The following is a 26,075-nucleotide window of genomic DNA, read 5'->3' as shown; positions in this document are numbered from 1 at the left end:
CCGGCTGTCGGCGGTAAACTGAGATTTACTGACTCACCTGCACTGATAACGGCCGCACACGGAAATCGTGTGCGGCCGTTATGTGTTCGATATCACTGTTTGCGCTGCGTGCTATGCGCTGTGGCCATAGTCATAACTTCGTGAACTCGATTGTCCAGCACTGAAACATTTGGTTAGCGTCTGGTTCTGCGCGTTCGCAGGGGGCGCGCAACCAGGGGTTACTCGATGAGGAGTGCTGTGAGTTCGCATTCGGCTGTGGTCGATGAGGTGGAAATCTCGCCGGCCCATGCGGGGAACGGTGTTCCTATCACGTTTTTCGACCGATTTATCGGTGTGATCCGGAATTTTCGTCGTAATAGTTCCGAGATCGCCCTGCCCGTGAAGGTGCGGGAAACGCAGTACGCCGCGCTGGCCACAACGGGATTCGCGTTCATGCAGGGCCTGCTGGCGATTCCGGACGGCCTGGACGGTGTGCTGGGGAGCACCGGCCATTTCCTCGCCGCCTGGCTGACCGGCGGCGTGGCACTGCTTTTCGGGCTGCGCGCATCGTGGGTATGGGTGGCAGCGCTGGGATTGGCCAGTCTGCAGGCATTTTTCGGCGTGTTCACGCTGGTATCTGCCGAAATGCCCAGTGGGGTGGGCCCGTTCGGTGTGCTGATCGGCGTCATGGCCTCGGGCATCGTGCTCGCGCTGCTGCTGCGCCGCGACTGCTACAACTGGTTTGTAGCCGCCTGAGCGTCGGTTGCCGCCCGCGCACAGCTTGGGCGGCAACCGATCTCGCTACTTCAGGGTGCGACCCAGCGCCCGGCCTGCGGCCCGGCCGGAGAAGATGCAGCCGCCCAGGAACGTGCCCTCCAGGGCGTTGTAGCCGTGTACGCCGCCGCCACCGAAGCCGGCGACCTCACCGGCCGCGTACAGACCCGCGAAGGCGGTGCCGTCCGGGCGCATCACCTGCGAGTCGAGATTGGTCTGCAAGCCGCCCAGGGTCTTTCGGGTCAGGATATTGAGCCGGACCGCGATGAGCGGGCCGTGCGCCGGATCCAGGATCTTGTGCGGGGTCGCGACGCGGCCCAGCTTGTCACCGAGGTAGCGCCGCGCATTGCCGATGGCCATGAGCTGGCCGTCCTTGCTGAACTTGTGCTCGGTATCGCGATCACGGGCGACCACCTGGCGCTCGATATCGGCGAAGTCCAGATGCGGTCCGCGGGAGATCTTGTTCATGCCCGCGACAAGATCCGCGAGCGTGTCCGCGACCACGAAGTCGACGCCGTGCTTCTTGAACGCCTCCACCGGGCCCGGTGCGCCCTTGGCGACCCGGCTCCTGAGGGTGAGTTTCAGGTCCTTGCCGGTGATATCGGGGTTCTGCTCCGACCCGGAGAGCGCAAACTCCTTCTCGATGATCGACTGATCCAGAATGAACCACGAGTAGTCGTAGCCGGTGGACAGGATCTGCTTCATGGTCGCGTTGGTGTCGAAACCCGGGAAACACGGTGCGGGCATGCGCTTTCCATTGGCGTCGAACCACAGTGAGGACGGCCCCGGAATGATGCGGATGGCGTGATCGGGCCAGACCGGATTCCAGTTGTGGATGCCTTCGGTGTAGTGCCACATGCGATCTCGGTTCACGATGCGCCCGCCGGCGGCCTCGGTGATGCCGAGCATGCGACCGTCCACATGGGCGGGCACACCCGAAATCATGTGCTCGGGGCAGGGTCCCAGCCGATCCGTCGGCCAGTTGGCGCGAATCAGATCGTGATTGTGGCCGATGCCGCCGGAGGTGACGATGACCGCCTGGGCGGCAATCTCGAACTCGCTCACGATATTCCGGGACGAGGCCACGCCGCGTTCGGCCTCGGAGGGCTCGAGCACGCTGCCGCGCACGCCGGTCACGACCTCATCGGTGACCACGAGTTCATCGACGCGGTGCCGGAAGGCGAATCCGACCTGCCCGCGCTTCTCGGCTGCGAGCACCGGCTCCAGGAAGACCCGCACCACCTCCGGCCCGGTGCCCCAGGTGAGATGGAAGCGCGGTACCGAATTGCCGTGGCCGTCGGCGAACTCGCCGCCGCGTTCGGCCCAGCCGACCAGCGGCGTCACCCGCAGCCCGAGGTCGTAGAGGTACTGCCGCTTCTCCCCGGCGGCGAATTCGACATAGGCCTTGGCCCACTGCCGCCCCCAATGGTCCTCGTCCTCGCGGTCGAAGCCGGCTGAGCCGAGCCAGTCCTGCATGGCCAGCTCCAGGGAGTCCTTCACCCCCAGCCGCCGCTGCTCGGGACTGTCCACGAAGAACAGGCCGCCCAGCGACCAGAACGCCTGCCCGCCCAGGTTGGCCCGGTTCTCCTGATCCACCACCAGTACCCGGCGACCCGCCTTGACCAGTTCGTGCGTGGCGACGAGACCGGCCAGACCGGCGCCGACGACGATGACATCCGGATTCTCGATCATGCCCATTCCCTAGGGTTGTAGAAACTCGATACACGACTGTATCGAACTTGTCTGTCGGTCGGACATGGCATGGTCTGAGTGTGCCGATTTCTCCGAGCGGGATCCCGACCCTGACCGTCGCTGCGGCGCGTCGCACCGCCCTGGCCGCCCAGGGGTTCGCCGCGGCCCGGCCCAGCGCTCCGGCGACGCGGCGGACGGTGTGGAAGGCGCTGGAGAGCACGAAGCTATTGCAGCTCGATTCCGTGTCGGCGGTGGTACGTGCGCACTATGCGCCGGTCTTCAGCCGGATCGGCGCGTACGACACCGCGCTGCTGGACGAGGCGGCCTGGAGCGATACCGCGCGCCGTCCGCGCAAGCTGGTCGAGTACTGGGCGCACGAGGCGGCGCTGATTCCGGTGCAGGATTGGGCGCTCATGCGCTGGCGCATGGTGGAGTACCGGCACGGTCGCTGGAACGGTATGCGTCAAGTGGCGCAACGCAATCCGGGGCTGGCCGATGATGTCAAGGGTGTGCTGAAGGAGTTCGGCGCGAGCACCGCGGGGGAGATCGAGCGCCATTTGGAGCTGGATCGTCCACGGTCCAAGGATCATTGGGGCTGGAACTACAGCGATACCAAGGTGGTGTGCGAGGCGCTGTTCGCGGCGGGGGAGGTCTCCGCACCCAAACGGGTTGGCTTCCAACGGCATTACGACCTGTCCGAGCGTGTCATTCCGCCCGAGGTATACGCCCGCGAGGTCGATGAGGCCGACGCCGTCCGGGAACTGGTCCGCCGGGCCGCGGCAGCGCACGGCATCGGCACCGAGACCGATTTGCGCGACTACTACCGGCTGAACCGCCGTCAGACCGAACCCGCCATCGCGGATCTGCTCGACGCGGGTGAGCTCACGCAGGTCGCCGTGGCGGGCTGGGACAAACCGGCCTACCTGCATACCGAGGCGCGCACCCCGCGCAGCATCAGCGGTGCCGCTCTGCTCTGCCCCTTCGATCCGCTGATCTTCTTCCGCGCCCGTACCGAGCGCCTGTTCGATTTCCACTACCGCATCGAGATCTACACGCCGGAACACAAACGCGTGCACGGCTATTACGTCTTCCCGTTCCTGCTCGACGGTGAGCTGGTGGGCCGGGTCGACCTACGCGCGGATCGCAATTCCGGGGTGCTGCGGGTGCCCGGCGCCTTCGCCGAACCCGGCCACAACAATGCCCGGGTGGTGGCGGAACTTGCTGGGGCACTGCGGGAAATGGCCGATTGGCTCGCGCTGGACACCTTCGAGGTGGGGGAGCGCGGCGATCTCGCCCCCGCGCTGAGGCGCGAGCTGAGCTCGCGCCTGCGCGTCTAACCGGGATGCTTCGTCAGAACGGGCCGTCGGTGTAGGCGTTGAGCACAATGCCCTTGCGGCCGTCGCCGGTGCACTCGATGGTCATGGGCATGAGCGGTCGCGGCGAGTCGCCCACGATGTAGGTCGGGGCCTGCTGGCCGTTGCCGACCTGCCGCGTGCCCAGGCACTGCACCACGGCGGCATACCAGTGGCCGTCGGCGGGACAGGTGTAGGTCGCGGTATCCAGCGTGCGGTCGATGCGGCAGGCCTCCTCGGCCTGCGAGGCCGGGGCGGCAATGGTGACCAGGGCCGCGGCTCCGAGACCCAGAGCCGAGCCGACCGCGAGCGATCGGCGGTAAGGACGGTTCATCTTCAACTCTCTCCTTGTGCGTGGATAGATCGTCCGATGACAGTGCGGCACCCATAGTGGCCTCATACGCCGCTCCGACGTGGGAGTACACGCGCACGGACGCGTGGTGTCTACGCGATGAGCAGCTGCCGCGGCGCGGCGGCGGTCCCGGCGCACACCAGCGGGGTCGATGAGTGCACGAGGTAGTCCCCGGAGACGAAGGTCGACGCATCCTCCGATTCCGCGGCGGCCGGCATGGACACGGCCACCAGCGCGGCGGCCGCCATGGTCACTGCGGCTCCGATCGCAAGCCACCGGCGGCGAAGGCGAAGGCGGGTCATGTCACTGCTCCCATCTGTCAGCTGATCTTGTCGATACCTTCGTCACCGCAGACCTCCCGGATGCACTCCCCGGCGCGCCGCCGATCCCGGCCGTGTCGCAAGCAGATTCCCGTCGCGCGGTCCCGGAGTGAGCCGGTGCTGCCGGGCTGTCGGAGGCGCTGGTTAACCTGTGGGCGTGGCAGATCCCGCGACGTACCGGCCCGCGCCGGGGACGATTCCCGTTGAACCCGGTGTGTACAAGTTCCGCGATGTGCACAGCCGGGTCATCTACGTCGGTAAGGCGAAAAGTCTGCGCAGCAGGCTGAACTCGTATTTCGCGGATGTGTACTCGCTGCATCCGCGTACACGCCAGATGGTGACCACGGCGGCCAGCGTGGAGTGGACCGTGGTATCCACCGAGGTGGAGGCGCTGCAGCTCGAGTACAACTGGATCAAGGAGTTCGATCCGCGCTTCAATGTGCGGTACCGCGACGACAAGTCGTATCCGGTGCTGGCGGTCAGCCTCAATGAGGAGTACCCGCGGGTGTTCGTCTACCGGGGCGCCCGCAAGAAGGGTGTCCGATACTTCGGGCCGTACGCGCATGCCTGGGCCATTCGCGAGACGCTGGATCTGCTGCTGCGGGTGTTCCCGGTGCGTACCTGCTCCGCGGGAGTTTTCAAGCGGCACAACCAGATCGGCCGCCCCTGCCTGCTCGGGTACATCGACAAGTGTTCCGCCCCGTGCGTCGGCCGGGTGAATGCCGACGAGCATCGGCAGATTGTCGAGGATTTCTGCGACTTCCTCTCCGGTAAGACCGACCGGTTGGTCAAAGAGCTGGAGCGGAAGATGCATTCCGCCTCCGAGGAACTCGAATTCGAGACCGCCGCCCGGCTGCGCGATGACGTCCAGGCACTGCGCCGGGCGCTGGAGAAGCAGGCGGTGGTGCTGGGCACCGGTACCGATGCCGATGTGGTCGAGTTCGCGATCGACGAATTGGAGGTCGCGGTGCAGATCTTCCACGTCCGCGACGGCCGGGTGCGCGGTCAGCGCGGCTGGGTGGTCGACAAATCCGGTGACGCCATCGACGAGATCGACTCCGGCGGCGAGCTGCCGGTCCTGGTCGAGCAGTTCCTCACCCAGTTCTACGGTGAGCAGTCCACCCTCGCGGCGCAGGCCGGCGACGAACAGCCCGGCGCGGTGGTGCCGCGCGAGGTGCTGGTGCCGGCGCTGCCCCGCGATGCCGAGCAGGTGCAGCAGTGGCTGACCGGTATCCGCGGCTCCGCCGTGCAGCTGCGGGTGCCCCAGCGTGGTGACAAGAAGGCCCTCGCCGAGACCGTGCAGCGCAATGCGCAGGAGTCGCTGCAACAGCACAAGCTAAGGCGCGCAGGCGATCTCACCGCCCGCTCGGCGGCGCTGCAGGGTATTCAGGACGCGCTCGATCTGGACAGCGCGCCGCTGCGCATCGAATGTGTGGATATCAGCCATGTGCAGGGCACCGATGTGGTGGCCTCGCTGGTGGTGTTCGAGGACGGTCTGGCGCGCAAGTCCGAGTACCGGCACTACGCCATCAAGGAGGCCGCCGGTGACGGCCGCTCCGATGATGTGGCCAGCATTGCCGAGGTGACCCGGCGGCGCTTCGGCAAGCTGCGCCGCGATCTGGACGCGGCCGAGGCCGCTGATCTGGCTGCGCTCGAATCCGGTTCGGACCCAATGGAATCGGGCCTTCCGGGCATAGACCCGAAGACGGGCAAACCGCGCCGCTTCGCCTATCCGCCCAACCTCTACGTGGTCGACGGCGGCGCACCGCAGGTGAATGCCGCCGCCGAGGTCCTCGATGAACTCGGCATCACCGATGTCGCGGTCATCGGCCTGGCCAAGCGCCTGGAGGAGGTCTGGGTGCCCAACGAGCCGGATCCGGTGATCATGCCCCGCACCAGCGAATCGCTCTACCTGCTGCAACGCGTGCGTGACGAGGCGCACCGCTTCGCCATCACCTTCCATCGCAGCAAGCGCTCCCGCCGTATGACCGCCTCGGCACTGGACGCCGTCCCCGGGCTGGGCACGGCCCGCAAGACCGCTCTGGTCACGCACTTCGGGTCCGTCGCGAAGCTGAAGGAGGCTACGGTGGAGCAGATCACCGAGGTCCCGGGCATCGGGGTGGCCACGGCGAAGGCGGTGCTGGCCGCCTTGCGCACGGAGTAGGTCATACTTCGGCGCCCGCGCGACACGCCGATGGCATGTTGCGCGACACGCCGTCTGTGCAGGTGGAGCGACAGAATTACAGCTGTGTCTCTCCTCGTGCGTGCGCCTGCGATGTTTTGGGTTATCGGTGCAGGATGATCGAGGGAACCCCAGACACGAACCCGGTAGGACATGACGCGCGTCGAAGCCAGTAGTAAGAACCTCGGACAGCCACAACAGGTCGAGGTGGTCATCGTCACCGGTTTGTCCGGGGCGGGTCGTGGTACCGCTGCCAAGGTGCTCGAAGATCTCGGTTACTACGTTGCCGATAATCTGCCGCCCGAGTTGATCGGCCGCATGGTCGAACTCGGGGACAGTGCCGACCCGCCGATTCGCAAGCTCGCCCTGGTGATGGATGTGCGCAGCCGCTTCTTCACCGGAAATCTTTCGGCGGTCACCGAACAACTGCGCTCCGCGGGCGTGCGCACCCGCATTCTTTTCCTGGAGGCCTCCGACGATGTCCTGATTCGTCGATACGGGTTCGCGCGGCGGCGGCATCCGCTGCAGAGCGAGAGTGCCGACGGCACGCTGACCGCGGGTATCACCGCGGAACGCCGCCGTCTGGACTCGGTGAAGACCGCGGCCGATCTCGTGATCGACACCACCGCACTATCGATTCACCAACTGCACCGAAAGCTGGAAGAGGCGTATGGCGGAGATGCCAAGACCGCCTTGCAATTAACAATCCAATCGTTCGGTTTTAAGTACGGAGTACCACTGGACGCCGATATGGTGTTGGATTTGCGTTTCCTGCCCAATCCGCATTGGGTCCCGGAACTCCGCGAACAGACCGGACAGGATGCCGCGGTCAGTGAGTATGTGCTGTCGCGTCCGGGAGCCCAGGACTATCTGGGTACCGGCCGCCACCTCATCGACCTCACCACCGAGGGCTACCGCCAAGAGGGGAAGCGATACATGACCGTGGCAGTGGGCTGCACGGGCGGTAAACACCGCAGTGTGGCAATAGCGGAGGCGCTGGGTGAGCTACTCGGTGCCGGCGCGAACCCCGGATCGGGGGACGTGATCCGCGTGGTCCATCGGGATTTGGGGCGAGAATGACTGCGCGCGAAACGAATCGGCATGCCAACCCCGCGATCGTGGCGCTGGGCGGCGGACACGGTCTGTACGCGACGCTCACCGCGGTGCGCCGGCTGACCCGCAAGATCACGGCGGTGGTGACGGTCGCCGATGACGGCGGTTCCTCCGGGCGACTGCGTTCCGAACTCGGCATGCTGCCGCCCGGCGACCTGCGCATGGCGCTGGCGGCCCTGGCCGAGGAGTCCGACGGCATCTGGGCGCGCACCCTGCAGCATCGCTTCGGCGGGACCGGAGCACTGGCCGGGCATTCGGTCGGCAATCTGATTCTGGCGGGCTTGACAGAGGAATTGGGCGATCCGGTGGCCGCGCTCGACGAGGCCGGCAAGATCCTCCGCATCACCGGCCGGGTGTTGCCGATGTCGCCCATCGCTCTGACCATCGAAGCGGATGTGGCGGGGCTCGAAGGTGACCCGCGCGTGAGCCGTTGTATCCGCGGTCAGGTCGCGGTCGCGACCACCCCGGGCAAGGTCCGCCGGGTGCGCCTGATTCCGTCCGATCCGCCCGCCTGCACGGAGGCTACCTCGGCAATCGAGCATGCGGACGTGGTGGTGCTGGGCCCCGGCAGCTGGTTCACGAGCGTCATACCGCATGTGCTCGTGCCCGATTTGCACGAAGCGCTATTGCACACTCGTGCCCGGAAAGTCCTGGTGCTCAACCTCGCCGCGGAACCGGGCGAAACGGCCGGATTCTCCGCGGAACGGCACCTGCATGTATTGTCCCAGCACGCACCGGATTTCACGGTGGACCATGTTTTGGTCGATTCAGGATCCGTACCCGAGGGTAGGGAACGCGAACATGTAGCAAGAGCTGCCGAACAGCTGCGAGCACGAGTAACCTTCGCTGATGTTGCCGAGGCCGGGACAGACCGGCACCACCCCGGAAAGCTTGCCGCCGCACTGGATCAGGTGATCCGGCAACCTCGGCCGGAATCAGCAGGTCTTCGAGTCGAAGGACGGCATATGGGCCAACATGTGCGCACCGGGTTGGGTGGAAAGGAGCGCGTCTCGTGGCGATGACAGCGGAAGTGAAGGACGAGCTGAGCCGGCTCACCATTTCACAGGTGAGCTCGCGCAAGGCGGAACTGTCCGCGCTACTGCGGTTCGCCGGTGGATTGCACATCGTCGGTGGTCGAGTGATCGTGGAAGCCGAAGTGGACATGGGTTCCATTGCGCGGCGCCTGCGTCGGGAGATCTTCGAGCTGTACGGCTACGGCTCCGATGTGCATGTCCTAGGCGCTGGCGGGCTCCGGAAAACCTCCCGGTACGTCGTACGGGTATCCAAGGAAGGCGAGGCGCTGGCGCGCCAGACCGGTTTGCTCGATGTGCGCGGTCGTCCCGTGCGGGGTCTGCCCGCACAGGTGGTCGGCGGCAGCATCGGTGATGCCGAAGCCGCTTGGCGCGGAGCGTTTCTCGCGCACGGCTCGCTCACCGAACCGGGCCGGTCTTCCGCGCTGGAGGTGAGTTGCCCCGGTCCGGAAGCCGCGCTCGCGCTTGTCGGCGCGGCCCGGCGCATGGGCATCTCGGCAAAAGCACGCGAAGTACGCGGAACAGACCGCGTGGTCGTGCGCGATGGTGAGGCCATCGGCGCCCTGCTCACCCGTATGGGTGCGCAGGACACCAGGCTCACGTGGGAGGAGCGGCGCATGCGCCGCGAGGTCCGCGCCACCGCGAACCGTCTCGCGAATTTCGATGACGCCAATCTGCGTCGCTCGGCCCGGGCCGCGGTAGCCGCCGCAGCCCGTGTGGAGCGCGCACTGGAGATACTGGCCGACGATGTGCCCGATCATTTGGCCGCCGCCGGCAAGTTGCGCGTCCTGCACCGGCAGGCGTCATTGGAGGAGCTCGGCCAGCTGGCCGATCCGCCGATGACGAAAGACGCTGTGGCAGGCCGCATTCGACGGCTGCTCTCGATGGCGGACCGGCGCGCAAAGGAATTGGGCGTACCGGACACCGAATCCGCCGTCACCGCGGAGCTGCTCGAAGAGGCGTGACCCGAACCGAAGGCGCCACATCCCTGTTGGATGTGGCGCCTTCGGTTTTGGGCCGATACTCTGCGTGCCACGCCCGGGCGTAGATGCCAAATCGGGACGATCTTCACCGTTTCACCCCAAAGCTGCAACAGCGTCTTACCGCAGGTAGTGCCCGCATCCTGTCAGCCGCAGTCCGGCACTGGCGGGGACGCTGGTTCGTTGCGTTTCAGGTCGAAACTCAGCGAGAGGTCCGCGCGCCGCTTCGCCCGGACACCAGCGTCGGAATTGATGTGGGTATCACACATTTGGCGGTACTCGCCGATAGCGATGGCAGGGTTCGTTATGGTGCAGTGAAAACCGAACTGCTTCTGCGAGTTCGAGTGTTCAAGTGCGACGTTTGCGGTCTGATCCTGGATCGGGACGTGAACGCCGCAGTCAATCTCGTCGCTCTTGTGATGGGTTTTTCGACTGGTACCGGAGTGGCCGGAGACCAGGACGCATGCGCGTCGAACCCTCGTGGAGCCGACCGGAAGACCCGCGCTACCTACCCGACCCTTCAGGGTCGAGGTAGGGCGGGCTGATGGCGCAACCCCGCCTTTGTGCGGGACAGAAACGAGAGACCGTCCTCAAATCGTCCCCGCCCGATAGGCTGTGGCGACACTGAAACGGACCGTCCGAGTGGAAACGCCCGGACTGTCGGACCGACTGCGAAATCATCAACGGCGCAAGTAAACGCCTCGTGGCTCAGATGCCGCGGGGGTGTGTCCGTGATGTTTCCGTGACGGGTTTAGGCTGATCCGACAACGGAAACGATCCGCTTGATAGGTGAGGAGCGATAACGTGACTGTCCGGGTAGGTATCAACGGCTTCGGTCGTATCGGACGCAACTTCTTCCGGGCCGTCGAAGCGCAGAAGGCGCTCGGCACCACTGACATCGAAATCGTCGCGGTCAACGACCTCACCGATACGAAGACGTTGGCGACCCTGCTGAAGTACGACTCCATCCTCGGCCGGCTGCCGCAGGACGTCTCGGTCGACGGCGACTTCATCGTGGTGGGCGAGCAGCGCATCAAGGCGCTGGCGCTGCGCGAGGGTCCGGCGGCGCTGCCGTGGGGCGAGCTGGGCGTCGACGTGGTTGTCGAGTCGACCGGCATCTTCACCGATGCGACCAAGGCGAAGGGCCACATCGCGGCCGGCGCCAAGAAGGTCATCATCTCCGCGCCCGCCAAGGGCGAGGACATCACCATCGTGATGGGTGTCAACGATGACAAGTACGACGGCTCGCAGAACATCATCTCGAACGCCTCGTGCACCACGAACTGCCTGGGTCCGATTGCCAAGGTGCTCAACGACTCCTTCGGCATCGAGCGTGGTCTGATGACCACCATCCACGCGTACACCCAGGACCAGAACCTGCAGGACGCGCCGCACGCCGACCTGCGCCGTGCCCGCGCCGCCGCGCTGAACATCGTGCCCACCGGTACCGGCGCCGCCAAGGCCATCGGCCTGGTGCTCCCGGAGCTGCTCGGCAAGCTGAACGGTTATGCGCTGCGTGTGCCGGTCCCGACGGGTTCGCTCACCGACCTCACCGTGGATCTGGCCAAGACCGCGTCGGTCGACGAGATCAATGCCGCCATGAAGGCTGCCGCGGACGGCCCGATGAAGGGCATCCTGAAGTACAACACCGATCCGATCGTCTCTTCCGACATCGTGACCGACCCGCACTCCTCGATCTACGACGCCCCGCTGACCGTTGTCATCGACAACCAGGTCAAGGTCGCCTCGTGGTACGACAACGAGTGGGGCTACTCCAACCGCCTGGCCGACCTCATCGGTCTCGTCGGTAAGTCCCTGTAAGCGCGATGACAATCAAGACACTCCAGGATCTCCTGAGCGAGGGTGTCGAGGGCCGGGGCGTACTTGTACGCTCCGACCTGAACGTTCCCCTCGACTTTCCTGTTTCGAGCGACCCGCAAGCGGTCGCAAGCGGCGGCGTTATCACCGATCCGGGCCGCATCATCGCGTCGGCGCCGACCATCAAGGCGCTGGCCGAGGCCGGCGCGAAGGTGGTTGTCACCGCGCACCTGGGTCGCCCCAAAGGCGAACCGGACCCGAAGCTTTCGCTCGCTCCCGTAGCCGCGCGTCTCGCCGAGGAACTGGGCCGCAATGTCCAGCTCGCCGGTGATGTGGTCGGACAGGACGCGCTCGCGCGTTCCGAGGGCCTCACCGACGGTGATGTGCTGCTGCTGGAGAACATTCGCTTCGATCCGCGCGAGACCAGCAAGGACGATGCGCAGCGGGCCAAGCTGGCCGCCGCGCTGGTCGAGCTGGTCGGCGATGACGGCGCGTTCGTCTCCGACGGTTTCGGTGTGGTGCACCGCAAACAGGCGTCGGTCTTCGACGTGGCGAAGTTGCTGCCGCACTACGCGGGTGGGCTCGTCGCGGCCGAGACCGAGGTGCTGAAGAAGCTCACCGAGCAGTCCGAGCGGCCGTACGCGGTGGTGCTGGGCGGTTCCAAGGTCTCCGACAAGCTGGCGGTCATCGAGGCGCTCGCGCCGAAGGTCGACACGCTGGTCATCGGCGGCGGCATGTGCTTCACCTTCCTTGCGGCGCAGGGTCTTTCGGTCGGCGGCTCGCTGCTGCAGGCCGAGATGATCGACACCTGCAAGGATCTGCTCGACAAGTACGCCGATGTGATCCATCTGCCGCGCGACATCGTGGTGGCGGACAAGTTCGCGGCGGATGCCGAGTCGAAGGTGGTGCCCGCCAACGAGATTCCGGACGGCTGGATGGGTCTGGACATCGGCCCCGAGTCGACGGCTCGCTTCGGCGCGCTGTTGACCGAGGCCAAGACGGTGTTCTGGAACGGGCCCATGGGCGTGTTCGAGTTCGAGCAGTTCGCCGCCGGTACCCGCGGTGTTGCCGAGGCGATCGTGGTCGCGACCGGTAAGGGCGCGTTCACGGTGGTCGGTGGCGGCGATTCGGCCGCGGCCGTGCGCTCGCTGGGTCTGCCGGACGACGGGTTCTCGCATATCTCCACCGGTGGCGGTGCGTCGCTGGAATACCTGGAGGGCAAAGAACTCCCGGGCATCGCTGTGCTTGAAGAAGACACAGTGGAGGACTGAACCATGGCACGTAAGCCTTTGATCGCCGGCAACTGGAAGATGAACCTCAATCACCTCGAGGCCATCTCCCTGGTGCAGAAGATCGCGTTCGCCCTGCCCGAGAAGTACTTCGCGAAGGTCGATGTCACGGTGATCCCGCCGTTCACCGATCTGCGCAGCGTGCAGACCCTCATCGAGGGCGATCGTCTCCTGCTCACCTATGGCGCGCAGGATGTTTCGACCCACGACGAGGGCGCCTACACCGGCGAGATCAGCGGTTCCATGCTGGCCAAGCTGGGGTGCAGCTACGTGGTGGTCGGCCACTCGGAGCGTCGCCAGTACCATCTGGAGGACGACGCCACCGTGCTGGCGAAAGCCAAGCAGGCGTTGAAGTTCGGCATTACGCCGATCGTCTGCATCGGTGAGGGTCTCGGCGTCCGTGAGTCCAAGACCCACGTCGCCTACAACCTCGAACAGCTCCGCGGCTCCCTCAAGGGCCTGACCGCCGAGGAAATCTCCAAGGTCGTCATCGCCTACGAGCCCGTCTGGGCCATCGGCACCGGCAAGGTCGCCACCCCCGACAACGCTCAGGAAGTCTGCGGCGCCATCCGCAAGGAACTCGCCGACCTGGCGAATCCCGAAGTGGCAGCAGGCGTCCGCGTCCTCTACGGCGGCTCCGTCAACGCCAAGAACGTCGGCGAACTCGTCGGCCAAACCGACATCGACGGCGCCCTCGTCGGCGGCGCCTCCCTGAAGGGCGACGAATTCGCCACCCTCTCAGCCATCGCCGCCGGCGGCCCCCTGCCGTAACAGTTTCCACCCTCGAAAGGGCCGGACATCCACTCGGATGTCCGGCCCTTTTGCATCGCCCCGCGCGACACCGCCGGGCGGGGTACCTTCGAATCTGTGTCCAGTGACCGGAATCCGTTTGTCTCGTTGCCATTTGCGATCGTGCGCGAGGGATATGACCGGGATCAGGTTCTGAATTACTTCGATCGGTGCAATGCGGAATTGCGGTTTGTGGCGGCAGATCGTGATGCTGCGGCTGCGGAGGTGACGAGCTTGGCGGAGCGGCTGCGGGATGTGCAGGCTGCGCTGGAGTCTGTGGCGGCGGAGCGGGACAGGGCGGTTGCTCAGGTACGGGAGTTGACCGCGCGGCTCGGGGGGAACGAAGCGGGTCCCGGTACCGAGCAGTGAAGTTCGGCCGGATGACAATTACGTATAACTGGGTGCTTGTCGATATCGGCTGGGGGAGTAGCTCTTCTGCAGTGACGGTTGATCAGGCTGCGAGTCGGTGGTCGTCGGGGTAGGTGCGTTGGTGTTCGTGGGCGAGGTGATACGCCCAGTAGGTGTCGACCGCTTCCAGGACTGCTTGGCGGCGCAGACCGTGGCTGTGACGCCCGCGCGGCAGCGACAACACCGAGTCGGCGGGATAGATATTGCGTTCACCGGGCGCGCGCAGGGCGGTCCGGCGCACCGTTACCGGCCCGACGAGGGTCGCCAGCCGACGAGTGTGGCTGTGCTCGAGCCGATTTCGCCCGAGAACCGACCCATGGGCCTGTCACCGGAGTGATCCCCGCGGTTGAGAAGCTCGCCCGATGTCCACATTGACGCGTGTCTGTAGGGTCGAAACCGTGACTGGGTCAGAAGGATCGGAGATCAGACTGCCGGTGCGGTTCGGGCGACGCTTCCGGATGTATGCCTACTCACCGTCGTTCGCCCGCCTGTTTCTGCACTCCGACCCCTCGGATCGAGCAGCTGATACTGATGAGTACTGCCGTTTCATCGAACTGGTATTCCACAGTGTCCTGGACCTGAAGCTGCCCGTATACATGGGAGCGTTGACCATCCGTCGGCCCGTTGTCGATGAGGTTGTCCGCATCCGCGAAGACATCGCCAGGGATGTAGATCCCGGTGAGATCTTCGTGTTGCAACATGATGGCCACCTGTCTACCCACGAAAACGCTGCCGATGGGTATGTCGTGGCGCGGATGGCGTATTTCACGCGATCGCAAACCTTCGTGGACATCGACAGGTTGATGGATCCCATGGACGATTCTCTCGAATTCGTGACGATTGTCGATTGAATCGCCACATAGCTCACTGATGCTCACAGATATACCAGTCCCTGCAGAAGAGCTACACCCATCGGCTGGAAGGCCATTGCGGCTGTGCGGACCCAGCTCGCTTGGCTGCCGCGATCAGGGCTGGGGGTCGGCGGGCTGAGCCAGTTGGGCGTTCATGGCTGCGCGCAGGTCGGTGACGAAGTTTTCGAATTGGCGCAGTTGGTCGGGGGAGTACTTGTCGATGGCGGCTTCCACGCGTTTGCCGAGGGGGCTGAAGAATTCGTCGGCGAGGGTTTGGACGTGGGAGCTGCTGCGCAGGGTGATCACTCGGCGGTCGTCGTGCTCGCGGGTGCGGACGATGTGACCGGCCTGTTCGAGGCGGTTCAGCAGGGCGGTGGTTGCGCTGTTGGACAGGGCGATTCGTTCGCTGAGCCGGGCGGGGGACAGGGTGGTGCCGCGTTCCTCGGCGGTGAGGATTTCGATGAGGGCCTCGGCGTCGGTGGCGTGCAGGCCCAGCCAGGCGGCGAAGCGGCGGCTGAATTCGCGGTAGTTCGCACCGTAGGCGCGCAGGCCGTCCAGTAGGCGCTGCTGCTGCGCGCGGGGATCTGATACTGGCTGGTCCATCCGCCTCTGTCCGCCTTCCTTGGATCGGCCCGGCGCCGACTGCTCTGTTTGACAACCTAGCGTCCTCCAATCTACTTTGCTCATGGAATAGTTCCACCATGGAAGTATTGGAGAGAATTAGTGAGCGAGGCGTCATCCGTCCGCCGTTGGCTCGGCTTGATCGCCATCGCCCTCGGCGTGGCATCGATCGTGGTCGACACCACGATCGTGAATGTGATCATCCCGTCGATCATCGAGGACCTGCACACGGGTTCGACTGAGGCGCAATGGATTCAGGAGTCCTACGCCATCGTTTTCGCGGCACTGCTGCTGGTGGTCGGCCGCATTGCCGATATCGTCGGGGCGCGCCGAATCTTCGTCGCCGGTGTGGTCGTCTTCGGTGTGACCAGCATCCTGGCCGGCCTGGCGCCCGGCGGCGGCCTGCTCGTGCTGGCCCGATTCCTGCAGGGCGCCGGCGCCGCCATGATCCTGCCGACCTCGCTGGCCCTGCTGAATGCCAATTTCACCGGCAAAGCCCGTGGTCAAGCCTTCGCGGTCTGGGGTTCCACCATCGGCGCGGCGGCCGCACTCGGCCCGCTGCTCGGCGGCTGGCTCGCCGAGCATGTCTCCTGGCGCTGGGCCTTCGGCATCAATGTGCCGCTGGCCGTGCTGATCGTGGTCGGCGTGCTGGCCTGCATCACGCCCTCGCCGCGCGTGCCCAGTCGCATCGATGTGCCCGGATCGCTCCTGTCGGTACTCGGCCTGGGACTACTCGCCTTCGGATTGGTGGAGGGCCGCACCTACGGCTGGATCGCCACCAACCATCCGCTGGGCATCGGCGGATTCACCTGGGCGAGTGGACCTTCCCCGGTTCTGGTCGCACTCATCCTGAGCGCGGTCTTCCTGGCCGGATTCCTCTGGCGGCAGGTACTGCTGCGCCGCGGCGACCACCCGGATAGCGCTCTGATGGATCTGAGCCTGTTCGCGCTGCCTTCGTTCCGCAATGGCAATATCGCCACCCTGATCATCGGCCTCGGCGAATTCGGCATTGTCGCCGTACTGCCGCTGTGGCTGCAATTCACCCTTGGCTACAGCGCCGTGCAATCCGGCCTGGCCCTGGTCCCCGTCGCCATCGGCAGCTTCATCGCCAGCGGCGCCAGCTTCGGCATGGCCGGTAAGGCCGCACCGCTGAATATGGTCCGGCTCGGACTGGGTCTCGAGGTCGTCGGTCTGGCCGCGCTGGGATTCTTCGCCACCACCGGCAGTTCCTGGTGGTCACTCTCGCTCATCCTGTGCGTGTACGGCATCGGCGTGGGATTCGCGACCGCCCAGGTCACCAATGTGGTGCTCGCCGATATCCCGGAAAGCGACAGCGGTCAGGCCTCGGGCATTCAAAGCGCCTTCCGCCAACTGGGTTCCGCTCTCGGTATCGCCGTGCTGACCACGGTCTTCTTCACCACTCTGAGCTCCCAGGTCACCGATCACCTCACCGATAGCGGCGTATCCCGGTTCCAGGCGAGCGAATACGCGCACACCATCACCGATACCGCAGGTGCGGCGATCGAAGGCTTTGCCGCGCAACCGCATACCGAATCCATTGCCGAGGCCGGTCGCGCCGCCATGACGAACGGCATCACTCTGGGTGGTTACCTGGCCGCGACATTCGTCCTGCTGGGACTATTGGCCACCGCACTGATTCCCCGGCAGCTCAGTTCACCCGAAGCAACGGTTGAGTCGAGCAGCGAAACGCACCACCAAAACTCCGTGACACCGTGAAATAGAGGTATTCGACGGTGATTCCACGCGCCTGCAACGCTTTGCCGACCCGCTCGAACTCGGGATCGGTAATGTAGGTGGAGGAGTCGATGGGCAGGCCGTTCGTCGCCATGGCGGCGGCCTCGTCCTCGGTGACCTCGATTTGTTCCCAATCCCGCAGTGGCGCAGGCGGACCCGCGGGCAGCCGGTCCGGGCAGGTGATGAGCAATCCTTCGCGGACCAGGCCGAACGCGCAGTCCAGATGCAGGACGTGCGGCGGCATCGGCAATACTGTCACCGTGAAACCGTGGGGCCGAAGGTATTTGGCGAGCCATTCGCGCCCTGCGGGATTGGTGGCCATCCCCGATTCGCCCACGAACACGTGCTTGTCCAGCACCAGCACATCCCCGCCCTCCAAAAAGGGTCCGGCGCCGTTCTTTTCGCCGGCCTGGGGCACCGCGGGGGACGGCAGCGCCACATATGCGGCCGCACTGGGCATTACCCGCTCCACCAGTAGCTCGCGGCTGGTCAACACCTCGTGCCGTCGATGCGGAAACTGCAACCCGCCCTCGATGACATGCGCGCCAACGGTGAACCACGGATCGCGCACAAAGAAGTTCGCGTACCCGGAGCTGCCTCCGGCCGCCTTCTCCACCTCCGTCAGCAGTCGCGGCCGCAATACTTCAACCCCGTACCTGCCCAGCACCGCAGCGAGATTCTCCCGCTCCGCCTCCCACGCCGCCTGCTCTCGGGGGAACACCTCCCCGAATCCTTCCCGGCTATGGACCGGATCTCGCCCCGCGCGCTCGCGGGCACCGGCGGCGCATGCCCCAGAGCCGCCACATCGTCCGGAGCGCGCACCTGTGACTGCGCCACGACCACAGTCCGCAGGGTCGCGAACTCGCTATCCACCCGGACCGATCCACCGCTGGACGCCATTCGGGCAACGTTGGCCAACCCCAGGGAAGGGCCCGGACCGGACACGCCGTCCCGGCTGCTGATAGCGCGCACTCCCACACGGTCAAAGCGGGGGCTACTCTTCCTGGCGTCATCTACCCGTTCACCATTGTCGGCGCGAGTCCTGACCAAGTGTTGCGCGCAGCGCATTCTCAGGGTCGTTTGCCAGACTCGGGATCAGTGACGCGGTGCTCGGGAAGGATGTTGATGGGACGACGGATGAATCGGCGGTCGGTGCTGGCGGTGGGAGCGCTGGCCGGGCTGGTACCGGTGCTCGACGCGTGCGGAGGAAAGGGCAAGCACCCCAAGGCGGTCGCGCCGACGACGCCCGCACCCTCGACCGGCCCCGGCGCGGATATCGTCATGATCATCCGGCACGGCGAGAAGCCGGAGGGTTCCGGGAGTCCGTACGGAATCACGGCCGACGGCGATCGCGATGCGGAGTCGCTGACCGTCCGCGGCTGGACCCGGGCGGGTGCGTTGATCGGCCTGTTCGATCCCCGTACCGCCGATGGCAAGCCGTCTGCGCTCCGACCGGGATTGTCGAGGCCCGCAACAATATTCGGCGCCGACCCGGGATCCGGCGGTAGCAAGCGGCCCGTCGAGACGGTGACCCCGCTGGCGGAGGCGCTCGGCCTGACGGTGGATCAGCGTTTCAAGAAGGGTCAGGAGGCACAGCTGGCCGCCGGACTCGCGCACGCGACCGGCCCGGTCCTCATCTCCTGGGAGCATGAGAATATCGGCGAGATCATCGCGCACCTGGGCCCGATCAGCCCGAATCCGCCTGCCTCCTGGCCCGGTTCGCGTTTCGACATGGTGTACGTCTTCACCCGCGCGGGCAATGAGTGGGCCTTCACCCAGGTGCCGCAGCTGCTCCTGTCCGGCGACGCGCCGACGCTGTTCGGCTGACATCACCCCGCAGCCCATTCCATGGGCCGACCGCCCGCAAAAGGCTTACCGTCTTTATATGTTCGGCATTATTCGGCCCTGCCGTCACCGGCTGGGTGAGGACCTCGGACGGGCTTGGCTGGCGCAGCTGTGCGGACTGTGTCTCGCGCTGCGCGACGATCACGGGCAGAGTGCCCGAATTGCAACAAATTACGACGGCTTGATCGTCTCTGCCCTGGTGGAGGCGCAATCGCCGATTCCTCCCACGCGCCGGGAGGCCGGCCCCTGTCCACTGCGCGGTATGCGGCGCGCTGACGTGGCGACCGGAGACTGCGTGCGCCTGGCCGCGACGGTCTCCCTGGTGCTCGCCGCCGCCAAGGTGCGCGACCACGCGGACGACCACGACGGGGTCGCCGGCACGGCCGGTATGCGGCCCGCCGCCCGCCGCATCGCGCAGCGGTGGGCCCGGCAGGGTGAATCCTCCGGTGCGGGCCTGGGTTTCGACACCGCTGTGCTGCTGACCGCCGTGGACCGGCAGACCGCGATCGAGGCGGCAGCCGGTCCGGGTACCTCGCTACTCGAGGTGACCGAACCGACCGAGACCGCGACCGCCGCGGCCTTCGGCCATACCGCGGTGCTGGCGGGCCGCCCGTCCAATGCGGAGCCGCTCGCCGAGGTCGGCCGGATGTTCGGCCGCATAGCGCATCTCGTGGACGCCGTCGAGGATCTGGGCGACGATCTCGAACACGGCAAGTGGAATCCGCTGGCCGCCACCGGAACCGACGTCGCCGAGGCGTACCGGCTGTGCTCGGATGCCGTGCTCGGCATCGAATTGGCACTGGCGGAAGCGGAATTCGCCGACAGCCGGCTGATCCATCGCCTGCTGACCCATGAGCTACGCCGCTCGGTCCACCGCACCTTCGGCGCGGAGTCGGGCTGCACCGGCCACAGTGCGGCGTCCACAGTCAACAGTGCGCCGTCCACGGTCGAAAGTCGCTGGCGCCGCCGCAATCCGGGCGGCTACCCACCACCGCAGGGTTATTACCCGCCTCCCGGCTATCCGCCGCAGGGCTACTATCCGCCCCAGCGCCGCCGCGGCTTCTGCGTCCCCTTCTGCGAGGGCGTGGCCTGCTGCGAATGCTGCAACTGCACCGACGACTGCTGTTGCTGCTGCTGTGACGACAGCTGCTGCGACTGCTGAGCCGTCACGCCCGAATCAGCGTGCGGGGGAGCGGAATCAGCGCGCCCACCTGCTTCTGATACTCGCGGTACTGATCACCGAAGGTGGCGACGAGCATCTGATCCTCGACATGCACCCGCCACCCCAGCCACGCGGCGACGAAAACCAGCACCACCGTCTCGGACCCGAAACCGGCGACCAGGGTGAGACCGGCGATCGCACCGAGAATCCCGGTGTAGATCGGATGGCGCACCAGCCGATACGGCCCGCCGGTGCGCAGCTCGTGATCCTGCTGGATCATCGGCCGCCCCGCCCACATGGTGCCGAGCGCCAGTCGCGCCCACACCATCAGGGCCGCACCGGCGATCACCAGTATCGAGCCCACATCGATCAGCGCCGCCGACTTCCAGGTGACCGAGTCCCACATGGTGTGCGGGAGCAGATCCAGCACCACGACCAGCACCGCGAGACCGAGGATCATCCACGGTTCGGGCAGCAGCGTGCGCAGGAAATGCCAGATCTTCCCCCGCAGATTGGTCTGCCGTACCGCCGCGAACCACACCGCGGTGCCGATCCAGACCAGTCCGACGATCGAAAAACTCCAGCCCGCGGCTGCCTGCAGGAAATCACTAACGGCCATGAACCCAGCATGCCGCCGCATTACCGCCCGAACCACCACCCCGGGCGCAACCCGCCTCCACCCGTGGGTGGGATTCCCGGCCGGCCCGCAGAACACAACGGCGACCAGGAACTGATGGCGGCGACCACTCGCACAACGCCGCCACCATGTCCTGGTGATCTCGCGGAGTTACGAGGAGAGGGTGCTGGACCCGGAGCCGCCGGAGCCGCTGCCCAGGGAGCCTGTGCCGCCGGAGCCGGTACCGATCGTGGTGGTGGTTGTCAGCGTCCAGGTGCCGCAGCCGGCGGTGTAGAAGGCGATATCGCCGGGTTTGATCTCGACCTTGACATACCCGTTGATCGCGCCGCCACTCTGCAGGACCGCACTGAGGTCATCGGTGATCGCCGATAACCGCGCCCAGGCGCAGATGCTCGCCGCGGTCGTCGTGGTGTAGACGCCGGGCTGAATATCGATGCCGACCTTGAAGGTCGAATCCGAGCCCATACTGTCGGCAGCGGTGGCGGAGGCGGGTCCCGCCGCGCTCAGCAGGGCAACAGCGGTGAGCGCTACGCCATTGAGCCACAGGGTCTTACGCATGAATGCAGGTCCCGTCGAATATGTGAAATGAAAGTGTTTCGCAGGGTAGCGGGTAGCAGACGCCGCCGGAGCGATTCGGTACGAAAATCCGGACATCGCCGGGCGGATAGCGGTCCGGAGGGCCATGATTGCCGGTGTGACAGGGGATTTCGTAGCCATACCGGATTGGTTTTCGCAACAGAATCAGGATTGTGGGATCGCCGTCGCCGATCTGAGCGGTGACGACACCTCGGATGTCGTCGTGTTGATGGTGGACGACCCGGCGGGCCAGAACACGGGCAACTATCGGGTCGGCACCGCGCTGCAGGACGATGGCACGGTCTCCGCCTGGGGCCCTTGGCTTTCGGTGCCCGACTGGTGGGGCTGGGAGAATCAGGGCGCGGGCATAGCCCTCGCCGACCTGACCGGCGACGGCCGCCTCGATCTGGTGGTGTTCCTGGTCGACAATCCCGTCGGCCAGAATCAGGGCTACTACCGCGTCGGCCGAGCTCTCGCGGCCGATGGCACGGTCACCGGCGGTTGGACGCCGTGGCAACAGGTTCCGGACTGGTACGGCTGGGAGAACCAGGGCGCCGATATCTGCCTCACCCGGATCGACGGGCAGTACGTCATGGTCATGATGACGGTCGACAACCCGCCCGGGCAGAACTCCGGCCGATTCCGCTTGGCCAAGGGCCTCACCGCCGATGCCGCGGTCGCGGAATGGACTCCGTGGCTGGAGATTCCGGAGTGGTGGGGCTGGGAGAACCAGGGCGCGGGCATGACCGTCGCCGATCTCGACGGTGACGGCCGCCCGGAGCTGATCGTCTTCGCGGTCGACCATCCCGACAATGGCAATGGCGGCGTCTACACCGTCGGCTGGGGCCTGGACGGCACCGGTCACTGCGTGGACGGCTGGAGCAGCTGGTCACACGTTCCGGACTGGCGCTTCTCCCAGAACCAGGGCGCGGCAATAGCTTTGCTGCCCACCACCGGGTCGGACCCGCAGCTGGTCGTGTGTACCATCGACCATCCGGACGGCGGCAATGCCGGATATCTGCGCGTGCTGGACTTGCACACCGATCTGGCACAGGCCCCGACCGCCGGTGTCTGGCGAATCCTCGATTTCGGCACCGAGATCAATCCGGTGCATTCTGCCCTGCTGCACACCGGTGATGTGCTGTTCTTCGCGGGCTCGGGCAACGACCCGGATCGCGAGAACGCGCACGACTTCCGCACTCGCGTATGGCATTACCCGAATCCGGGTCTCGACGCACCGGTCACGCCCATCGATATGTTCTGCTCGGGTCAGGCCTTCCTGCCCGACGGCCGCCTGCTCGCCGCCGGTGGTACCGGACAGTACGACCCCTTCTACGGCCTGCGTGATTCGCTGCTCTTCGATCCGGCCACGCTCACCTGGAACACGATGCCGGACATGACTTTCGGCCGCTGGTACCCGACCCTGGCGGCCTTGCCGACCGGTGCCGTGGTGGCGGTGTCCGGTCTGGGCACGGACGGATATCTCTCGGAGACACCGGAACTGTTCGATCCCGGCACCGAAACCTGGTCGCAGCTGCCGATTCCGGGGCCGATCCCCACCTACGGCCACCTGATCCTGCTCGCGGACGGGCGGCTCTTCTATACCGGCGGTCAGTTCGGCGTCAACAACGGCATGCACCCCTCGATCTGGAACCCCGAGACGGGCGCCCTGACGCAGGTCGACGGCATGGTCGATCCGGAGTCGCGCAGTCAGTCCACCAGTGTGCTGCTGCCGCCCGCACAGGCGCAGCGGGTCATGCTCCTCGGCGGCGGGAATGTCGATCCGCACGGTCCCGGTACCGCTTCGGCGGATACCCAGATCGTGGATCTGAGCGCCGCGACGCCGGTCTACAAGCCCGGACCCGCTATGGAATTCGCCCGCATGCATCTGAGCGCGGTGCTGCTGCCCGACCGCACCGTGCTCGTGGCAGGCGGTTCGGCCATGGAGGAGATGGCCGATATGGTCCCGCCGCACGCCGAACTCCTCGACGCCGGTGCGACCGCCTGGACGCCCACCGCGCCGGAACGTGTTGCCCGGCTGTACCACTCGGTGGCACTGCTCATGCCCGACGGCAAGGTCCTCACCGCCGGCTCGAACCCGCTGCGCAAGACCGAGGAGCTGCGCATCGAAATGTTCTGGCCGCCCTACCTTTTCCGCGGCCCGCGCCCCGAACTGGAGCTGGCCGCCGGAACCGCCGGCTACGGCGGCACCCTCGCCGCCACCACGAACGGGACGCCGCGCGAGGCGAGCCTCATGCATCCCAGTTCGTGCACGCACTCCTGCGATAACAATCAGCGGCTGATCGATCTGCCGTTCACGGTCACCGCACCCGGCACGCTGAGCCTGACCATGCCGTCCGGTCCCGCCCTCGCACCGCCCGGCTGGTATCTCGTGGTTGTCGTGGATATGAACGGCATACCGTCGGTAGGCCGATGGGTACGCCTGAGCGCCTGAATACTGTCTCCACTGCGGTCGCTTGCCGCGTCGCTACCGGGTATGACGGGTGGCGACGCGATAGGTTCGGGGCCGCAGACGGAGGAGTGTGCCATGAACACCACCGAACCCCGGGTCGTGCCCTCGACCCATCTGATGGTCGGCCGGATGCCGGTCCGGACCGCGGTTGTCGTCGGCGCGCTCGGCGTCGTCTTCGGCGATATCGGCACCAGCCCGATCTACACCATTCAGACCGTCTTCAATCCCGGCGATCCGCATCCGATCCCGCTCGATTCCGCCAATGTCTACGGCGTGGTGTCGCTGATCTTCTGGTCGGTCATGGCGATCGTGACGCTGACCTACGTCACGCTGGTGATGCACGCCGACAATGACGGCGAGGGCGGCATCATGGCGCTGATCACGCTGCTGCGGCGCACGGGCGGCGGCAGCGGACGGACCGCCGCGCTACTGGCCGGGCTCGGAATCTTCGGCGCCGCACTGTTCTTTGGCGACAGCATGATCACCCCCGCCATCTCGGTGCTGTCCGCGGTGGAGGGCATGAAGGTGGTGCGGCCCGGGCTGGCGGATTTCGTGGTGCCGGTGACCGTGGTGATCATTCTGGTGCTGTTCATGGCGCAGCGCCTCGGCACCGCGGCGGTGGGCAAGCTGTTCGGGCCGGTGGTGATCGCCTGGTTCACGGCGATCGGCGCCTGCGGTGTGAGCGGAATCGCCGACCATCCGCAGATCCTGAAGGCGCTGTCGCCGACCTATGCGCTCGGATTCATGTTCGGGCACTTCGGCATTGCCTTCTTCGCCCTGGCGGCGGTGGTCCTGTCGGTCACCGGCGCGGAGGCGCTGTATGCCGATATGGGCCATTTCGGCCGCCGGGCGATCACCCGCGGCTGGCTGGGGCTGGTGCTGCCGGCGTGCACCCTGAGCTATCTCGGACAGGGCGCCCTGCTGCTCGGTGATCAGTCCGCGGTGAGCAGCCCGTTCTTCCTGCTCGCCCCCGGCTGGGCGCGCCTGCCGATGGTGCTGCTCGCGACGGCCGCCACCGTGATCGCCTCACAGGCCGTGATCACCGGCGCGTATTCGGTTGCGGCACAGGCGGCCCACCTCGGTTATCTGCCGCGACTGCGGGTGGAGCACACCTCGGAGTCGACCATCGGGCAGATCTACGTACCGTGGATCAATTGGGTGCTGATGGTCTCGGTGATCACCCTGGTCTTCGCCTTCCGCAGTTCGGCGGCGCTCGCCTTCGCGTTCGGTATGGCGGTGACCGCCACGATCACCATCACCACGCTGCTGTTCTTCTATATCGCCCGGACCCGGTGGGGTACCCCGCTGTGGCTGGTCATAGCGGGCGCGGTTCCGCTGCTGGTGATCGACCTGCTGTTCCTCGCGGCTAATCTGACCAAGCTGGTGCACGGCGCCTGGCTGCCGCTGCTGATCGGCATCTCCACCTTCACCGCCATGACCACCTGGCGGCGCGGGCGCGAAATCGTCACTCGCGCAAGGGAGGAGAAGGAAGGCCCGCTGCCCGATTTCATCGACGCACTGCACGAGAATCGATTGCCGGTCATCCGGATCCCCGGCACCGCGGTATTCCTCAGCCGCAGCAATGAGACCGCGCCCCTGGCGATGCGGGCCATTGTCGAGCACAATCGCGTGCTGGCCGAACACGTGGTGATCGTGTCCATCGTGACGCTGCCGGTCCCGCGCATTCCCGATTCCGAGCGCACCCAGATCGACGAGCTGGTCTACGCCGATGACGGAATCATCCATGTGACAGCGTCTTTCGGATATATGGAGAAGCCGAATATCCCCGGCACGCTGCGCACGCTCGATCCGGCGAAGACCGAGGGCCCGATCTCCGTCGACGACGCCTCCTACTTCCTGTCCAAGATCGAACTGAAGAAGGGCGCCGCGCCGACCATGGCGGCCTGGCGCAAGAGCCTGTTCATCGCGACCTCGCACATCACCGCGGCCGCCGACGAATACTTCGGCCTCCCCGGCGAACGCACGGTGCTCATCGGTTCCCGAATCGAGGTGTAGGGCAACCGGAGATCCACCCGGATTCCACCCGCGGGTGGTGGGGCCGAACGGCCGCAGCGC

General features: G+C 66.1%; 25 protein-coding genes. 17 read left to right on the top strand and 8 right to left on the bottom strand.

The window, feature by feature from the left end; all coding sequences use genetic code 11:
- Positions 1 to 237: 237 nt before the first annotated feature.
- A complete protein-coding gene (locus tag OG716_RS16575; protein ID WP_405138484.1) occupies positions 238 to 735 on the top strand; it encodes a hypothetical protein in 498 nt (165 codons plus the stop codon).
- Positions 736 to 780: 45 nt separating this feature from the next.
- On the opposite strand, the gene OG716_RS16570 is transcribed toward OG716_RS16575, so the two are convergent.
- Positions 781 to 2,445 (bottom strand): FAD-binding dehydrogenase, encoded by a 1,665-nt coding sequence (locus OG716_RS16570; protein ID WP_405138483.1) that lies wholly within the window; start codon positions 2,443 to 2,445, stop codon positions 781 to 783.
- A gap of 101 nt (positions 2,446 to 2,546) precedes the next feature.
- Between OG716_RS16570 and OG716_RS16565 the strand changes: the two genes are divergently transcribed.
- The gene (locus OG716_RS16565) at positions 2,547 to 3,782 is read left to right on the top strand and encodes a winged helix-turn-helix domain-containing protein (protein WP_405139715.1); all 1,236 of its coding nucleotides are present in this window, start codon (positions 2,547 to 2,549) and stop codon (positions 3,780 to 3,782) included.
- Positions 3,783 to 3,795: 13 nt separating this feature from the next.
- Here the strand turns inward: OG716_RS16565 and OG716_RS16560 are convergent, their stop codons facing one another.
- Both OG716_RS16560 and OG716_RS16555 read right to left on the bottom strand, forming a co-directional pair.
- Entirely contained in the window at positions 3,796 to 4,131 is a 336-nt protein-coding gene (locus OG716_RS16560) for a hypothetical protein (protein WP_405138482.1), read from the bottom strand.
- A 110-nt stretch (positions 4,132 to 4,241) separates the two neighbouring features.
- Positions 4,242 to 4,451 (bottom strand): hypothetical protein, encoded by a 210-nt coding sequence (locus tag OG716_RS16555; RefSeq protein ID WP_405138481.1) that lies wholly within the window; start codon positions 4,449 to 4,451, stop codon positions 4,242 to 4,244.
- A 175-nt stretch (positions 4,452 to 4,626) separates the two neighbouring features.
- Here OG716_RS16555 and uvrC point away from each other — a divergent pair, with 175 nt between their 5' ends.
- The 9 genes from uvrC (at position 4,627) to OG716_RS16510 (ending at position 14,040) form a co-directional block, all read left to right on the top strand.
- Positions 4,627 to 6,633, top strand: a complete 2,007-nt coding sequence (uvrC, locus tag OG716_RS16550; protein ID WP_355120189.1) for an excinuclease ABC subunit UvrC — start codon at positions 4,627 to 4,629, stop codon at positions 6,631 to 6,633.
- Between the two features lie 171 nt (positions 6,634 to 6,804).
- Complete coding sequence (gene rapZ, locus OG716_RS16545) at positions 6,805 to 7,731, top strand: RNase adapter RapZ (protein WP_405138480.1); 927 nt, start codon at positions 6,805 to 6,807, stop codon at positions 7,729 to 7,731.
- Positions 7,728 to 8,786, top strand: a complete 1,059-nt coding sequence (gene yvcK, locus OG716_RS16540) for a uridine diphosphate-N-acetylglucosamine-binding protein YvcK (RefSeq protein WP_327145707.1) — start codon at positions 7,728 to 7,730, stop codon at positions 8,784 to 8,786. Before rapZ ends, yvcK begins: the two co-directional genes overlap by 4 nt.
- Complete coding sequence (gene whiA / locus OG716_RS16535) at positions 8,777 to 9,760, top strand: DNA-binding protein WhiA (protein ID WP_067564519.1); 984 nt, start codon at positions 8,777 to 8,779, stop codon at positions 9,758 to 9,760. The genes yvcK and whiA overlap by 10 nt, the downstream gene beginning before the upstream one ends.
- Positions 9,761 to 9,843: 83 nt before the next feature.
- Positions 9,844 to 10,320 (top strand): zinc ribbon domain-containing protein, encoded by a 477-nt coding sequence (locus tag OG716_RS16530; RefSeq protein WP_405138479.1) that lies wholly within the window; start codon positions 9,844 to 9,846, stop codon positions 10,318 to 10,320.
- Between the two features lie 259 nt (positions 10,321 to 10,579).
- Positions 10,580 to 11,596, top strand: a complete 1,017-nt coding sequence (gene gap, locus OG716_RS16525; protein ID WP_355120186.1) for a type I glyceraldehyde-3-phosphate dehydrogenase — start codon at positions 10,580 to 10,582, stop codon at positions 11,594 to 11,596.
- A gap of 5 nt (positions 11,597 to 11,601) precedes the next feature.
- The gene (locus OG716_RS16520; protein ID WP_405138478.1) at positions 11,602 to 12,864 is read left to right on the top strand and encodes a phosphoglycerate kinase; all 1,263 of its coding nucleotides are present in this window, start codon (positions 11,602 to 11,604) and stop codon (positions 12,862 to 12,864) included.
- A gap of 3 nt (positions 12,865 to 12,867) precedes the next feature.
- A complete protein-coding gene (tpiA, locus tag OG716_RS16515; RefSeq protein ID WP_355120182.1) occupies positions 12,868 to 13,653 on the top strand; it encodes a triose-phosphate isomerase in 786 nt (261 codons plus the stop codon).
- A gap of 96 nt (positions 13,654 to 13,749) precedes the next feature.
- The gene (locus OG716_RS16510; RefSeq protein ID WP_405138477.1) at positions 13,750 to 14,040 is read left to right on the top strand and encodes a hypothetical protein; all 291 of its coding nucleotides are present in this window, start codon (positions 13,750 to 13,752) and stop codon (positions 14,038 to 14,040) included.
- Positions 14,041 to 14,122: 82 nt separating this feature from the next.
- Here OG716_RS16510 and OG716_RS16505 read toward each other — a convergent pair whose 3' ends face one another.
- Complete coding sequence (locus tag OG716_RS16505) at positions 14,123 to 14,320, bottom strand: hypothetical protein (protein ID WP_405138476.1); 198 nt, start codon at positions 14,318 to 14,320, stop codon at positions 14,123 to 14,125.
- A 157-nt stretch (positions 14,321 to 14,477) separates the two neighbouring features.
- On the opposite strand from OG716_RS16505, the gene OG716_RS16500 reads away from it, so the two are divergent.
- Positions 14,478 to 14,930 (top strand): hypothetical protein, encoded by a 453-nt coding sequence (locus OG716_RS16500; RefSeq protein ID WP_405138475.1) that lies wholly within the window; start codon positions 14,478 to 14,480, stop codon positions 14,928 to 14,930.
- Positions 14,931 to 15,044: 114 nt separating this feature from the next.
- Here the strand turns inward: OG716_RS16500 and OG716_RS16495 are convergent, their stop codons facing one another.
- A complete protein-coding gene (locus tag OG716_RS16495; protein WP_405138474.1) occupies positions 15,045 to 15,533 on the bottom strand; it encodes a MarR family winged helix-turn-helix transcriptional regulator in 489 nt (162 codons plus the stop codon).
- Positions 15,534 to 15,653: 120 nt separating this feature from the next.
- On the opposite strand from OG716_RS16495, the gene OG716_RS16490 reads away from it, so the two are divergent.
- Complete coding sequence (locus OG716_RS16490) at positions 15,654 to 17,288, top strand: MFS transporter (protein WP_405138473.1); 1,635 nt, start codon at positions 15,654 to 15,656, stop codon at positions 17,286 to 17,288.
- On the opposite strand, the gene OG716_RS16485 is transcribed toward OG716_RS16490, so the two are convergent.
- Positions 17,221 to 18,027, bottom strand: coding sequence for a dimethylarginine dimethylaminohydrolase family protein (locus OG716_RS16485; RefSeq protein ID WP_405138472.1), 807 nt, complete (start codon positions 18,025 to 18,027; stop codon positions 17,221 to 17,223). The genes OG716_RS16490 and OG716_RS16485 overlap by 68 nt on opposite strands.
- Before the next feature lie 404 nt (positions 18,028 to 18,431).
- Between OG716_RS16485 and OG716_RS16480 the strand changes: the two genes are divergently transcribed.
- Complete coding sequence (locus OG716_RS16480; RefSeq protein WP_405138471.1) at positions 18,432 to 19,133, top strand: hypothetical protein; 702 nt, start codon at positions 18,432 to 18,434, stop codon at positions 19,131 to 19,133.
- A gap of 58 nt (positions 19,134 to 19,191) precedes the next feature.
- Positions 19,192 to 20,313, top strand: a complete 1,122-nt coding sequence (locus OG716_RS16475) for a DUF5685 family protein (protein ID WP_405138470.1) — start codon at positions 19,192 to 19,194, stop codon at positions 20,311 to 20,313.
- Positions 20,314 to 20,317: 4 nt separating this feature from the next.
- Here OG716_RS16475 and OG716_RS16470 read toward each other — a convergent pair whose 3' ends face one another.
- Positions 20,318 to 20,932, bottom strand: a complete 615-nt coding sequence (locus OG716_RS16470) for a methyltransferase family protein (RefSeq protein WP_405138469.1) — start codon at positions 20,930 to 20,932, stop codon at positions 20,318 to 20,320.
- A gap of 168 nt (positions 20,933 to 21,100) precedes the next feature.
- Entirely contained in the window at positions 21,101 to 21,508 is a 408-nt protein-coding gene (locus OG716_RS16465) for a hypothetical protein (RefSeq protein ID WP_355120166.1), read from the bottom strand.
- 136 nt (positions 21,509 to 21,644) lie between these two features.
- On the opposite strand from OG716_RS16465, the gene OG716_RS16460 reads away from it, so the two are divergent.
- The gene (locus OG716_RS16460; protein ID WP_405138468.1) at positions 21,645 to 23,981 is read left to right on the top strand and encodes a galactose oxidase-like domain-containing protein; all 2,337 of its coding nucleotides are present in this window, start codon (positions 21,645 to 21,647) and stop codon (positions 23,979 to 23,981) included.
- A 135-nt stretch (positions 23,982 to 24,116) separates the two neighbouring features.
- Complete coding sequence (locus tag OG716_RS16455) at positions 24,117 to 26,015, top strand: potassium transporter Kup (RefSeq protein WP_405139713.1); 1,899 nt, start codon at positions 24,117 to 24,119, stop codon at positions 26,013 to 26,015.
- Positions 26,016 to 26,075 lie beyond the last annotated feature (60 nt).

It is taken from the genome of Nocardia sp. NBC_01388, assembly GCF_045040085.1.
Classification (GTDB): domain Bacteria; phylum Actinomycetota; class Actinomycetes; order Mycobacteriales; family Mycobacteriaceae; genus Nocardia.
The sequence above is the reverse complement of the archived record's forward strand: the minus strand, read 5'-3'. Positions and strand labels throughout refer to the sequence as shown.